Genomic DNA, 14357 nt, shown 5'->3' with positions numbered 1-14357 from the left:
GCGGCACTTTTCTCGCTTTTCTGCATGAAAAAGCAATGGTATACTAAAAATCGCCCAAGAAAACGTAAGGGGAGTTAAAGTGAGTGATAAATGATGAGTTGGTTAGATAAATTTTTTAGTGTATTTTTAGGAGAAGAAAAGAAAGAAGAAAAAGCTGCAAGACTTGAAGAAGATCTAGCTGCACCAAAGCAGCCAGCTTTTGAACCGCATAAAGAATATAAAAAAATCGAAGATACGAAAGTGTATTATGAATATCCAAAAGGCAAATTTCGCTTTCCGCTCGTTCCAGATGAACCTCAGCGCGATGGAGTGAAGCCGGAGAGAAGACGCGCCAAACCAAGCCAGTCAAAGACCAGACAGACAACCTATCAGCCTAAACAAACGCTTCAGCCTGATATGAATAAAAAGCCATTCAAGCCAGAACAAATTCCATCACCGATCTATGGCTATCATCAGGATATGCGTCCAAAACGGGCAGATGCAAAAGAAGAAACAGCTTCAGTTCAAAGGAAAGCAGCAGAAGAAACGGCGCAGCGTGTCACACTGTTATCAGAGGAGGCAGAGCGTGAACGGAATGTCAGACAGCAAATGAACATCCCGTCAATACAGAAAGAAAAACGTATCGAAGACATGGCTTCAGCGTCAGCAAAAGAGAGAGCAGATAAGGAGCCAGCAGTTACCCCGCATACATTGCAAGAGGAACTCGCTTATCAAGATCATGTTCAATCGACGATGGAACGTTTAACTGACGAGCCTTTCATCCAGCCAGAAGAAAACGAACCAGAAGATCATCATGAAGCTGATTTACATAAGCAGCAAGCCGAAGTCTATCAGGAGCAGCCGGTAGAATCTGAGCCGGAACAAGCTGTCTCCAGTAATGAAGAAGAATTAAAGGACGAGCCTGTCCATCAGTTTGAAGATCATACTGAGGAAATAGACATGTTGACCTTCGAAACACCGGAACCTTCGCAGCCAGCGATTGAAATGGAAGTAGACATTCCATTAGAAGAAGCGGCGTTAACAGAAAACATTTCAGCAGAACCGGTGGAAGAAGTAGCAGCTGATCCAATAGAAGACAAACAAGAAGAAGCGCCAGCGGCAGCATTTGAAGAAGCTGAGCCAGTCAAACATGACCTGCAGGAAGATCAGCTGGTCCAAGAAGCTGAAATTGAAGAAGATCAAGTGATGCCAGTAGAACAAGTAACAGAGGAACAAACTGAATCTGAACCGGCAGAAACGGTTATAGAGCAGACAGAGCAGCAAGAACAAACGCAGGAAGTCAAGAAAGAAGAACCAAAACAGACATCTCCGCAGCCACAACGCGCAAGCGGGCAAACCTCTACGGTTCCGTTTAATGTCATGATGTTAAAGAGCGATCAGCGCGTGCTAGGGCAAAAGAAAGCAGCCGATACACAAGGGTATGTTTTTCCAAGTCTCGCCCTTTTAGACGTACCGCCAGCTCAAAAAGAAGAGGACGGGACATGGGTGAAAGAGCGGGCAGAGCTGCTCAATGCGACACTTAAAAATTTCAACGTAAGAGCAAGTGTGGTTCATGTCACACAGGGACCTTCTGTAACAAGGTTTGAAGTACATCCAGAACCAGGTGTCAAAGTGAACAAAATCACGAACCTGTCAGATGATATTAAACTTAGTTTGTCCGCAAAGGATATTCGAATTGAAGCCCCGATTCCAGGAAAGAACACAATTGGGATCGAAGTGCCAAACCTGCACAGTAAAATGGTGTTCTTAAGAGAAATGATCAGAAGCAGTGCGTTTAGAGACAATCCATCTCCTTTAACAGCGGCACTCGGATTAGATATTTCAGGCCAGCCTGTCGTGGTTGATCTGCAAAAAATGCCCCATGGCTTAATTGCCGGAGCCACTGGTTCAGGAAAAAGCGTCTGCATTAATACGATTTTAGTGAGCTTAATGTTTAAAGCATCACCAGATGAAGTGAAAATGCTCTTAATTGACCCTAAAATGGTTGAATTAGCACCGTATAACCACATTCCTCATCTTGTGAGTCCCGTCATCACCGATGCCAAGACAGCAACAGCTGCTCTGAAATGGGTAGTGGATGAAATGGAAAGACGCTATGAACTATTTGCACACTCTGGCGTGAGAGAAATTAAACGATTCAATGAGCTTGTGAAAGAAAAACAAATGGGTGAAAAACTGCCTTATCTCGTCGTGGTGATCGATGAGCTGGCTGATTTAATGATGGTCGCCCCAAATGAAGTCGAAGAAAGCATCTGCCGAATTGCACAGAAAGCAAGAGCATGCGGCATTCACTTATTGATTGCGACACAAAGACCTTCTGTTGATGTCATTACAGGTCTCATTAAAGCCAATATCCCAACAAGAATTGCGTTTTCTGTTTCAAGTCAGGTGGATTCAAGAACGATCATTGACATGGCAGGTGCAGAAAAGCTTCTTGGAAAAGGAGACATGCTCTTCTTAGAAAATGGCTCCGGCAAGCCGACAAGGCTTCAAGGGAACTTTGTATCAGACCGTGAGATTGACCAAGTGGTGGCACATGTAAGAAAGCAGCGCAAGCCCGTGTTCCTTTTTGAACAGGAGGAACTAATGCTGCAAGGCTCTGCGATTACAGACGAAGATGAATTGTTTATGGATGCGTGCCGTTTTGCCATCGAGCAGAATAGCGCTAGTACATCAAGTTTGCAGCGAAGATTTAGAATTGGCTACAATCGTGCAGCCAGATTGATTGACATGATGGAGCGCGAGGGCATGATCTCTGGTGCGAAGGGCAGTAAGCCAAGAGAAGTGCTCATGACGCTGAGTGACTTAGAACAGTTGATCTAAACAAACCACTTCATTTTTTTCATAAACATGGTATGATAGCACATAGGTGCAATTTTGTAATTGGACGCTTTTCGCATGTCTGCCAGAACGCTTTTTTATGTAAAATAAGCGGAAACAGGTGTTAGAAATGGGAAAGTTGTCGGATACTAATCATAGTTAATATTGATTAGAATGGGAAGATCGGAAAAAAATCTTTATTTGGAGCTGCGATCTGTGATCAGCTAGAGGCAAAAATCACAAGTTGCAAATTGAAATGAGCGTCATATACTGTAAGTCAGATAGACGTTTGTTGGAGGTACAATTATGACTGTTTATCATTTTGTTGGAATAAAAGGGACAGGTATGAGTCCACTGGCCCAAATTCTTCATGATACTGGGTATACTGTCCAAGGATCGGATATCGAAAAACATATCTTTACACAAAAAGCATTAGAAGAACGAAATATTAAAATTCTACCATTTGACCCAGATAATATTCAGCCAGGGATGACGGTCATCGCAGGAAATGCATTTCCTGATACACACCCTGAGATTGAACGTGCCCTTTCTGAAGGGATTCCTGTCATTCGTTACCATAAATTCCTTGGAGAATACATGGATTCATTCACAAACGTTGCGATTACTGGTGCTCATGGCAAAACATCAACAACAGGACTGCTTGCTCACGTCATGCAGGCAGCCAAACCTACTTCGTACTTAATCGGTGATGGATCTGGAATGGGGAAAGAAAACAGCGAGTATTTTGTCTTTGAAGCATGCGAATACCGCAGACACTTCCTCAGCTATCATCCAGACTATGCGATCATGACCAATATTGATTTTGATCACCCTGATTATTTCTCGGATATTGATGACGTGTTTGATGCATTTCAAAACATGGCGCTTCAAGTGAAAAAAGCGATTATTGCCTGCGGTGATGATGAGCATCTGCCAAAGATTCAAGCGAAGGTACCTGTTGTGTACTACGGTTTCAACGAAGAAAATGATTTCCAAGCACGCAATGTTGTGAAAAATACGGAAGGTACCACATTTGATGTATTTGTACGCAATACGTTTTATGATACCTTCTACATTCCTGCCTACGGAAATCATAATGTCCTCAACTCGTTAGCTGTCATTGCATTATGTCACTATGAGTCCATTGATGTAGAACTTATCAAAGGCGCATTAACGACATTTGGCGGTGTGAAACGACGCTTTAATGAAAAAGTGGTCGGTGAGCAGGTCTTAATTGACGATTATGCCCATCATCCAACTGAAATTGAAGTCACGATTGAAGCAGCCCGCCAAAAATATCCGGACCGTGATATTGTGGCTGTCTTCCAGCCGCATACATTCACACGTACACAGCAATTCTTAAGTGAATTTGCTGACAGTCTAAAGAAAGCCGACTATGTCTACCTTTGTGATATTTTCGGTTCAGCCCGTGAAAACATTGGGAAGCTGAGCATTGAAGATTTACAAGAAAAAATCCCGCAGGCCCAATTAATTGAGGAAGAAGATACATCTGTGCTGAAAACGCACGAAGATGCGATTCTGATCTTTATGGGAGCAGGAGACATTCAGAAATATTTGCGTGCTTATGAAAAAGTCGCTGTATAAATGCTTAAAAAAGTGCCGTTTCACACGGCACTTTTTTTATTTTGAATAAAATGTGACAAAAGGGCTAAATGTGTCAACATGTGGCGCTTTTTTTCGGTCGCTGTGGACAGGAATTAGCGAATAAGTGTAGAATTATTATTCAATCGGTCATTCTAGGCGATGTTTGAATGATACAACGAGAGGGTAATGAATTGAATATGCCCGCAGCAAAGGAGGTATCAGATGATTATTATTCTATATCTAAGCGTTGCACTGATTGCAATTGCTTTCCTCATTCTTGTCATCTATTTGTCCAAAACATTAAAATCCTTACAGCTGACATTAAAGAATGTTGCATCAACTTTAGAAGGTCTTGAAGGTCAGATGCAAGGCATCACCACAGAGACAGCACAGTTGCTACATAAGACGAATCAGCTTGCTGAAGATATTCAAGACAAATCAGCAAAACTAGGCACAGTTGTGGATGCGGTGCAGGGAATTGGCGGCTCGATCAACCAATTTAATTCAAGCATAAAGCAAGCAGCTGGTGCGGTTTCTTCATCCGTTGAAAGAAATCAAGAAAAAGTGACGGATGTGGTTAGCTGGAGTAACGCAGCACTTGAAATTTATAAAAAATGGAAACAGCGTAAACACCAAAAATAAACCATATTCGCATAGGAGGAATAATCATGAGCAAAGACGGAATCAATAGCAAAGACTTTTTGATCGGAACACTTATTGGTGGAATTGTTGGTGCAACAACAGCATTATTTTTAGCACCGAAGTCAGGGAAAGAGCTTCGCGATGATTTGAACACCCAGGCGAACGCGTTAAAAGAAAAAACAGACCGGCTCACAACAGATGCAAAAGAAAGAGGCACTGAATATGTGACGATTGCGAAAGATAAAACGTCTGAATTGTCTCAGCTTGTAGCAGAGCAGTCAAACCAGATTTTAGACAAAGTGAAAGACATAAAAGAGCGAGCAGCTGGAAAAGCTAATAAAGTGAAAAGTGAAGCAGAAGAAGCCGCAGCGGATTTGGCAAGCGAAGCATCTGATGTAGCAGATGAAGCAAAAGTACGAGCACAAGAAGCGAAATCAGAAATTGAAGACGGCATCAAGGATGTCAAAGAAAAAGTAGAACAATCGACTAAAGGCTAACGCTCACTGCTCGAAGTGAAGAAGGAGAACATCATGTCAAAACAACTCATTGAAACAGAAGAACAGTTTGATCAACTAACGAATCAAGATGGGACCTTTGTCTTTTTTAAGCACAGTTTGACATGTCCGATCAGCCAAGCGGCTTTTCAAGAGTTTGAAGCATTTGCGTCTGCACATGAAGACGTACCTGCGTATTTCTTACAAATTCAAAACACAAGAGAGCTTTCATCCTATGTGACGGAAAAGTCTGGAGTAAAGCATGAAAGTCCGCAGGCACTCATCTTTAGCGGTGGAAAAGTAAAATGGCATGCTTCTCACTCAAGCATTACAAAAGAAGCGCTTGAACATAATCTGTAAAAGAAAGAAACGTCAGCAGCGGGGACTGACCCCCGTTTTTGAGACAGGGATCAAAACACCTTTATACAGCCAATTGCCGATAGTTTATCGGTGATTGGTTGTTTAGTTTCGTTTGAATACGAATGTTGTTATAATAATAAATGTATTCTTTGACAGTGCGTTCTACGATGTTGGTCGTAGTTCGATCAATGCTGTTAAGATAGAACGTTTCAGACTTTAGTGAGGAATGAAACGATTCGATGGAGGCATTATCAGCGGGTGTCCCTTTACGGGACATGCTCATGGTAATGCCTTTTATATGAACAGCTTTCTGATACTCGTAAGATGTATACACAGAACCTTGGTCGCTATGTAACACGCAGTTCTCAGGCAGTGCTGGGAGCTGATCAAGTGTGTTTAAGATAAAGTCTGTGTCCTGCTTATCACCAATCGTAAAAGCAATCACTTCTCCATTATATAAATCCAATATACTGGAAAGGTACAATTGTTTCTGTCCATAAGGCAAATACGTGATGTCCGTTACTAGTTTTTCAAGAGGGCGATCAGACTGAAAGTTCCGATCGAGTATATTACCAGCCACGGCATAGGGTTGCCCATTCTTCTTACGCTTTTTCATTTTAACCCGGCATTGCCACTGGTTTTTCTGCATGATACGTTGAACAGTTTTATGGTTAATACGCATTCCCACTTTTAGTATGGCTGTAATTTTTCGGTATCCATATCGATACTTGTGCTCTCGGCACAACGTGCCGATTTGTTTCTCTAGTTGTCTTTTAGAATGATTCTGAGTCAGATTCTTTTTCCATCTATAGAACGAAGCGCGTGAGATGCCTAAATGGACACAGATGTCCTGTACTGTCATCTTTTTGCGCAATTCTTCTACCAGTTTGATTGACGTTTCCTTATCAACTTCCTTTCCAATTCGTTGTACTTTTTTAAAACTTCATTCTGTTGACTCAGATAGCGATTTTCTGCCCGCAGTCTCTCTAATTCGGAAGAGTACTCGGGACCCTTTCCATAGGTATATTGTTTTCCAACAGGCTGTTCGAACCGGTGTGTATCCCCAGCCTTATGCCACCTCACCCATGTTTGAACCTGCGTTTTATTTTTGATATTCAATTCTTGCATGATCTCTTTCATAGGTACGCCTGCCAATCTCATGTCTACAGCCTTCTGTTTGACTTCAACCGGATAACTCACTCTTGTCCCCATAGAAAAACACCTCCATGTTTTATATCGGATCACAACGATCCGTTTTCAAACTTGAAGGTGTTTTTTATTTGTCTCATCTTATGGGGTCAGTCCCAGCGGCTGACGTTTTTTTTATAAAAAAGGTTTACTTGAACAAAAAGTATGCTATAATCTTACATACGATACTTTACCGCTTAAAAGCGTTTTGGTGATAAAGAAAATTTTCGTGACAATTCCGAAATCTTTGTTTATAATAAACCCTATCATGCAAGAATGAAAAAATAAAAAGCGAGAGCAGGCAGAGGAAAGGATGACAAAAATGAGCAACAATGAACTAGAAAAATTGAGGCAGCAAGCAGATGAACTAAATCTTCAAATTCTAAAACTGATCAATGAAAGAGGAAACATTGTCAAAGAAATTGGAAAAGCGAAAGAAGCGCAAGGTGTCAACCGTTATGATCCTGTCAGAGAGCGCACAATGCTGAACCAAATTCTTGAAGAAAATGATGGGCCATTTGAAAACTCAACAATTCAGCATATTTTCAAAGAGATTTTCAAAGCAGGTCTAGAGCTTCAAGAAGATGACCACAGCAAAGCACTTCTTGTTTCTCGTAAGAAAAAACCAGAAAACACAATCGTGAACATCAATGGGGAAGCGATCGGTGATGGAAAGCAGCGTTTCATCGTTGGACCATGTGCCGTTGAAAGCTACGAGCAAGTCGCAGAAGTAGCGGCAGCAGCGAAACAGCAGGGATTAAAACTACTTCGCGGAGGCGCATTTAAACCTCGCACAAGTCCATACGATTTCCAAGGACTTGGTGTAGATGGTCTAAAGATTCTAAAGCGTGTAGCGGATGAATACGGTCTTGCTGTCATTAGTGAAATTGTCAATCCTGCTCATATTGAAGAAGCGATTGAGCATATCGATGTCATCCAAATTGGGGCACGTAACATGCAAAACTTTGAACTGTTAAAAGAAGCCGGTTCTATGAAGAAACCAGTTCTTTTAAAACGTGGTCTTGCAGCGACCATTTCAGAATTCATCAATGCAGCTGAATACATCATCGCCCAAGGAAATGATCAAATCATCCTTTGCGAGCGTGGTATCCGCACATACGAAACAGCGACAAGAAATACACTAGATATCTCGGCAGTGCCAATCTTGAAACAAGAGACACATTTACCAGTCTTCGTTGACGTGACGCATTCAACTGGACGTAGAGATCTTCTCCTTCCAACAGCAAAAGCAGCTCTTGCGATTGGAGCAGACGGTGTCATGGCAGAAGTACATCCAGATCCATCTGTTGCTCTATCTGATTCAGCGCAGCAAATGGACATTCCACAATTCGAAAAATGGTTAGATGCGTTAAGACCACTTGTCAACATTCACGCATAATCATAGATAGAAACAGCCGCCGGATGACTGCCCGGCGGTTTTTTCATGGGAAAAATACCATGAAGTTTGGGAATGAAAGGAAGAAAGCACATTGCAAGCCCAAAAAGTGCTTGTTCACAATGTTTTCATTTTTAAAATTCGATAGAATCTGCTAAGATCATTGTCATAGCTGGCGTTCTCGATGATTTTTTATGAAATATGATTCAAATTACAGGTAACAAACTGATTAAAGTTTGTTTAATTTAGTTATAAAAAGAAAGGGAACGTTTTCATATGACAAAAAAACGTGTATAATTTCATAAAAGAATGTCATTTTGATGTAGATTGAAAAATTATGTGTCTCTTTTCATCGTTTTAATGACAAATAGGATATTATTTTCCTCGTATCTGACATGTCTCTATCCAATTGGTGAATGCTATAGATATGAAGTGTATTTGAAGGAGTGATTTATGTGAATAATGTTACAATATATGATGTAGCAAGAGAAGCAAATGTAAGTATGGCAACGGTATCACGCGTAGTAAATGGGAATCCAAACGTAAAACCAACAACAAGAAAAAAGGTGCTTGAAGCGATTGATCGCCTTGGCTATCGTCCGAATGCAGTGGCACGAGGCCTTGCAAGTAAAAAAACAACGACAGTTGGGGTCATTATCCCTGATATTTCTAGTATCTTCTATTCAGAATTAGCACGCGGTATTGAAGATATCGCCACGATGTATAAATATAACATTATTTTAAGCAACTCAGATCAAAATACAGATAAAGAGCTTCATTTGTTAAATACGATGCTTGGCAAACAAGTAGACGGAATTGTCTTTATGGGCGGAAACATCACAGATGTGCATGTGGAAGAATTTAAGCGCTCTCCTGTACCGATTGTGCTTGCAGCATCTGTTGAAGAACAGGCTCAAACACCATCTGTTAACATCAACTATGAGCAGGCCATTTATGATTCTGTTCAGCTGTTAGTTGAAAAAGGACATAAACGAATTGCGTTTGTTTCTGGTCCAATGTCAGAGCCAATTAATTCCGTGAGAAAGCTTGCAGGTTATAAGCGTGCGCTTGAAGAAGCGGGTATCGCGTTTGACGATGCACTTGTCGCTGAAGGCGATTACTCTTATGATTCTGGAATTGAAGCACTTGCTCATCTGCTTGAGCAGTCTGACAAACCGACAGCTGTTATCGCAGCTACAGATGAAATGGCGCTAGGTGTTATTCACGGAGCACAAGACAGAGGGGTCTCCATTCCTGAAGATTTAGAAGTGATTGGCTTTGATAATACAAGACTTTCTCTCATGGTGCGTCCTCAGCTGACAACAGTTGTTCAGCCGACATATGATATTGGTGCTGTTGCCATGAGACTGCTCACAAAACTGATGAACAAAGAACAAGTGGACGATCAAATTGTTGAGCTTCCGCACAGAATTGAAGAAAGACAGTCAACAAAATAAATCAAAAAAGCAGGCTTACCTTATGAGGGAAAGCCTGCTTTTCTTATGCCTTTTTCTTTTCTCTTCTAACAGGCATGAGTGCTTTTTCTACTGTTTGAGCATTCTTTTCTGTGATTTCTGCTTTTCTTGGGATCGGTGGATATAAATCGTCAGGATCTTTCCATGTAGGTGGAAGGGTAACAGGCGATTGCTTATTCCATGCCTGAATCCAGTCCTGAGGGAGCTCATCTGGCGGTGTAATGCCTTTCATTTCAAGCCAAATGCGGCTCCACGCTCTTGGAACGACGCGCCAAATATCATATCCTCCTCCGCCAACAGCGATCCACTTGCCGTCACAGTATTGATGCGCAAGCTCATGAGCAAGTCTAGGAATTTCTTCATATATTTTCATGGTGGCAGATAAATGAGTTAACGGGTCATAGTAGTGTGCATCTGCCCCATTTTGCGTCAAAATCACATCTGGTTTAAAAAAAGCAGCAATCTCAGTCACTGCTGTTCGGTATGCTTCGAGAAACGATTCATCTTCCGTAAATGCATCTAGCGGAATATTATAGGCGTAGCCATAGCCTTTATCGTGGCCTCTTTCCTGTACTTGTCCGGTTCCAGGGAACAAGTAGCGTCCCGTTTCATGAATGGAGACTGTACATACCTCTGGGTCGTCATAAAAGCTGAACTGGACACCATCGCCGTGATGAGCATCCGTATCAATATATAAAATTCTAGCGCCATATGTCTTTTGAATATATTGAATCGCTACAGAGCTGTCATTATAAATACAAAAGCCAGATGCACGCCCTTTGAATCCGTGATGAAGCCCGCCGCCAAGATTGAGGGCATGCTGCGAATGACCGAGCATCACTTGGTCAACCGCTGTTAATGTTCCGCCAACAAGGAGAGATGCCGCCTCATGCATGCCTGCGAACATTGGTGTATCTTCAGTGCCAAGACCATAGCGTTCACCCTCTGCTGTAGACAGCTTTCCTTCACTTGCCCGCTGCACAGCCTGGATATAATCTGCTGTATGGACGAGCTTTAATTCCTCCAGAGTAGCCATACGCGGTGCGACGATTTCATCCTCTGTTAACGCCTTCATTTTTTGAAGAAGATCATAAGTTAAGTAGACCCGAAGCTGATTGAAGGGATGATCTTGGTTAAATTGGTACGTTTGAAAAGATGGTGAAAAAACAAAGGTCGCTTCCTTCATTTGATCGTCTGCTCCATAGGCCAGAGCACTTTATAGCCTTTTGCGCGAATCAGCTTCGTCACATGATCTGCATGAATGGTTTGAAGGCGGAAGACGAGCACTTTAGATGCCTCATTGGCATGCGGGTACACAAGCACACTCAGCAATTGAATATGCTGCTCCTTTAAAATGGCCGTAATGTCTGCGAGGCCTTCTGTCATCTGCTCGACTTCAACCTCTAAGTGCGACCCAGGCTGATCTGCACCTGTCAGTCTTACAAACGTACGAAGCAGATCTGTTTTTGTGATAATGCCTACAAGCTTGCCGCGTCTCACCACTGGAAGACAGCCAATTCCGTGCTCAAAAAAGACACTTGATATCTCCTCAACGAAATCAAGCGGGTGAGCCGTAATCGTCTCTAATACCATGATCTCTTCTACCGGCCGCTGAATAAAGAGCTTCCTTTTCTCTGTTTCAAAAATACTTGGACTGGCATTTTTAATATCCCGGTCTGTCACCATCCCAATGACAGATCCTTGATCAGATACGATCGGAATATGCCGGATGTGGTGTGCACTCATTTTTTGAATGGCCTCTTCAATCGTATCGGTTTTTCGCAGCGTGATCACATCACGCTCCATAATTTGTTCAATCATCATTGTTTACCAATCCCCTTTGCCAAAAAAACGAATTGAACGTTAATACATAAAGCGCTGATGGAAGCGAAGACGATCGAAACGCTCGATCGAATCAGGACTCACATGTTTCCCAATTCTGGCCATTAAACAATTGGCTGGATGTGAGCTAATCTCTGGCTCGTCTGTTGCAAACCAGACAAGACCGCCTGCGTTCATCATTTTCTCCATCATTTTGCGGTACTCCCAAACGTTTTTCTTTGTCCCCTTTAAATCCCAATGCCAGTAATATTCAGTTGTAATGATGATGTAATTCTCCATTTGCTCATCCATCATGCTCACATCAAGCAAATGCTTGCCAAGTGAGCATCCTCTAAATGGAGGAGCGACCTCAATCGCGCCAAGCTCAATTAAATTATCCATTTTGCCCTCTGACCAGCGCTCAAGTGGATCAGGATACAAATACGTGACATAGCCTACGACAAGCTCATTCGCTCTTGCAATGATAATACGTCCTTCTGGAAGATCTGCTATTTCAACAAGTGCTTGTTTCTGTTCCTCAGGCGTGCGAAATGCCGTTAGTCCTTCATGAAACGTATAGTTCGCAAGCGCTGATGCAGGTACCGGTCCTTCAATCAGGATGGAACCTGTTTCTCGCTCAATGGTTTTTGAATAATAAGTTTTAGGATGCTCCACGTATCCACCGCCCCTAATTCTAGTGAGTCGTCTCTATTCTATCTTAAATCTTGCAATAATTAAAACGGTTTCATCAGAAGTTTTTTAAAAATTGAGAAAAAAAGTCATCTATACTATAATGGTCATTGTAAACGTATGCAAAGGGGGACTGTTTGATGAAATTGGAAACGCTACCATCAGTAAAAGGGGATTATCATTTAAATGATTATGAGCAGGCATACAAAGATTTTTCATGGGAGGAAGCTAGAAAAAACTTCTCCTGGTATGAAACAGGAAAAATAAATGCAGCCTATGAAGCGATTGACAGACATGCGGACTCGTTTCGTCAGAACAAGGTGGCGCTTCACTACAAAGATTCACAGCGGGATGAAAAGTATACGTTCAGGGATATGAAAATCAACACAAACAAAGCGGGAAATCTATTCAGAGAAAAGGCACATGTAGAAAAAGGGGATCGCGTGTTTATCTTTATGCCAAGATCACCTGAGCTCTATTTTCTTCTGCTTGGTGCAGTTAAAATTGGAGCGATCGTTGGCCCGTTATTTGAGGCATTTATGGAAGGTGCTGTCAAAGACCGTTTAGAGAATAGCGAGGCAAAGGTGATCGTGACAACACCTGATCTGCTTGAGCGAATTCCATTTGCAGAGCTTCCGAAGCTTGAATCTGTCGTCATTGTCGGCGGTGAAAACGAAGACGTCGATGGTGTGCGGACAATTCACTATGAAAAGGCGTTTGAGGAGGCAGCAAAGGAGCTTGAGATTGAATGGATGGATGAAAAAGACGGCTTCCTGCTTCATTACACATCAGGATCTACTGGTACGCCAAAAGGAGTGCTTCATGTCCATGGTGCAATGGTCCAGCAAGGCCAGACTGGTAAATGGGTGCTTGACTTGAAAGAGGATGACGTTTACTGGTGTACAGCTGATCCAGGCTGGGTTACAGGCACAGTGTACGGTATTTTTTCACCGTGGTTAAATGGGGCGACGAATGTGATTTTAGGCGGCCGATTTAATCCTGATACGTGGTATGAAACCATTGAATCACTCGGTGTAACTGTTTGGTACAGTGCCCCGACCGCCTTTAGAATGCTCATGGGGGCAGGGGATGATCTCATTCAAAAATATGACCTCAGCTCGCTCCGCCATGTTTTAAGTGTGGGAGAGCCGCTTAACCCAGAAGTCATCCGCTGGGGAGATGCTGTTTTTGGCAAGAGAATTCACGACACTTGGTGGATGACAGAAACGGGTGCACAGCTGATTTGTAATTATCCATGCATGGACATCAAGCCAGGCTCGATGGGAAAACCGATTCCAGGCGTAGAAGCTGCTATTGTTGATAATGCAGGAAATGAACTTCCTCCATACCGGATGGGCAACCTTGCGATTAAAAAAGGCTGGCCTTCTATGATGCATACGATCTGGAACAATCCTGAAAAATATGAATCTTACTTTATGCCGGGAGATTGGTATGTTTCAGGAGATTCAGCTTATATGGACGAAGACGGATACTTTTGGTTCCAGGGACGTGTCGATGATGTCATCATGACGTCAGGAGAGCGGGTCGGTCCATTTGAGGTGGAAAGTAAACTGGTTGAACATCCAGCTATTGCGGAGGCTGGTGTCATAGGAAAGCCAGATCCAGTCCGCGGTGAAATTATTAAAGCATTTATAGCGCTTAGAAGCGGGTATGAGCCGACAGATGAGCTGAAAGAAGAGATTCGTACGTTTGTGAAAAAAGGACTCGCAGCCCATGCGGCACCGCGGGAAATTGAGTTTAAAGACAAACTGCCGAAAACGAGAAGCGGAAAAATTATGAGACGTGTGCTAAAGGCGTGGGAGCTGAATTTACCTGCTGGCGACCTTTCGACAATGGAAGATTAAA

12 protein-coding genes are annotated in these 14357 nt (G+C 42.5%); 8 read left to right on the top strand and 4 right to left on the bottom strand.

The features are described 5' to 3' along the window. Positions 1-90 precede the first annotated feature (90 nt). The 5 genes from M1D81_RS13955 to ytxJ all read left to right on the top strand — a co-directional run bounded on the left by M1D81_RS13955 (position 91) and on the right by ytxJ (position 5921). Positions 91-2823 (top strand): DNA translocase FtsK, encoded by a 2733-nt coding sequence (locus M1D81_RS13955; protein WP_456266597.1) that lies wholly within the window; start codon positions 91-93, stop codon positions 2821-2823. Positions 2824-3126: 303 nt separating this feature from the next. Beyond that, a complete protein-coding gene (murC, locus tag M1D81_RS13950; RefSeq protein ID WP_024424856.1) occupies positions 3127-4425 on the top strand; it encodes a UDP-N-acetylmuramate--L-alanine ligase in 1299 nt (432 codons plus the stop codon). Positions 4426-4647: 222 nt separating this feature from the next. Further along, positions 4648-5067, top strand: coding sequence for a DUF948 domain-containing protein (locus tag M1D81_RS13945; protein WP_169056733.1), 420 nt, complete (start codon positions 4648-4650; stop codon positions 5065-5067). A gap of 26 nt (positions 5068-5093) precedes the next feature. Then, positions 5094-5564, top strand: a complete 471-nt coding sequence (locus M1D81_RS13940; protein WP_456266598.1) for a YtxH domain-containing protein — start codon at positions 5094-5096, stop codon at positions 5562-5564. Positions 5565-5597: 33 nt separating this feature from the next. Then, positions 5598-5921 (top strand): bacillithiol system redox-active protein YtxJ, encoded by a 324-nt coding sequence (gene ytxJ / locus M1D81_RS13935; RefSeq protein WP_024426177.1) that lies wholly within the window; start codon positions 5598-5600, stop codon positions 5919-5921. 61 nt (positions 5922-5982) lie between these two features. Here the strand turns inward: ytxJ and M1D81_RS13930 are convergent. Then, a protein-coding gene (locus tag M1D81_RS13930; RefSeq protein WP_456265364.1) for an IS3 family transposase occupies positions 5983-7133 on the bottom strand; the annotation gives its coding sequence in 2 pieces (ribosomal slippage) (positions 5983-6860 and positions 6860-7133; 1152 coding nt in all). 298 nt (positions 7134-7431) lie between these two features. On the opposite strand from M1D81_RS13930, the gene M1D81_RS13925 reads away from it, so the two are divergent. Beyond that, a complete protein-coding gene (locus M1D81_RS13925; protein WP_251220989.1) occupies positions 7432-8508 on the top strand; it encodes a bifunctional 3-deoxy-7-phosphoheptulonate synthase/chorismate mutase in 1077 nt (358 codons plus the stop codon). A gap of 452 nt (positions 8509-8960) precedes the next feature. Continuing rightward, on the top strand, positions 8961-9962 hold the full coding sequence (gene ccpA, locus M1D81_RS13920) for a catabolite control protein A (protein ID WP_024424851.1): 1002 nt from the start codon (positions 8961-8963) through the stop codon (positions 9960-9962). Between the two features lie 43 nt (positions 9963-10005). Here ccpA and M1D81_RS13915 read toward each other — a convergent pair whose 3' ends face one another. The 3 genes from M1D81_RS13915 to M1D81_RS13905 are packed head-to-tail and all read right to left on the bottom strand — an operon-like array spanning position 10006 to position 12476. Beyond that, positions 10006-11166: an acetoin utilization protein AcuC gene (locus M1D81_RS13915; RefSeq protein ID WP_024424850.1), complete on the bottom strand. Its 1161-nt coding sequence runs from the start codon at positions 11164-11166 to the stop codon at positions 10006-10008. Further along, on the bottom strand, positions 11163-11804 hold the full coding sequence (locus tag M1D81_RS13910; RefSeq protein ID WP_024424849.1) for a CBS and ACT domain-containing protein: 642 nt from the start codon (positions 11802-11804) through the stop codon (positions 11163-11165). Before M1D81_RS13910 ends, M1D81_RS13915 begins: the two co-directional genes overlap by 4 nt. Before the next feature lie 39 nt (positions 11805-11843). Further along, entirely contained in the window at positions 11844-12476 is a 633-nt protein-coding gene (locus tag M1D81_RS13905) for a GNAT family N-acetyltransferase (protein ID WP_456266599.1), read from the bottom strand. 155 nt (positions 12477-12631) lie between these two features. Between M1D81_RS13905 and acsA the strand changes: the two genes are divergently transcribed. Beyond that, positions 12632-14356 carry an acetate--CoA ligase gene (gene acsA, locus M1D81_RS13900; RefSeq protein ID WP_024426174.1) on the top strand — a complete coding sequence of 575 codons (1725 nt, stop codon included), beginning with the start codon at positions 12632-12634 and terminating at the stop codon, positions 14354-14356. The last annotated feature ends 1 nt before the right edge of the window (position 14357 follow it).

The sequence above is a fragment of the Bacillus sp. JZ105 genome (assembly GCF_053903125.1).
Note: the sequence above shows the minus strand (reverse complement) of the source record. Positions and strands in the feature narration are given on the sequence as shown.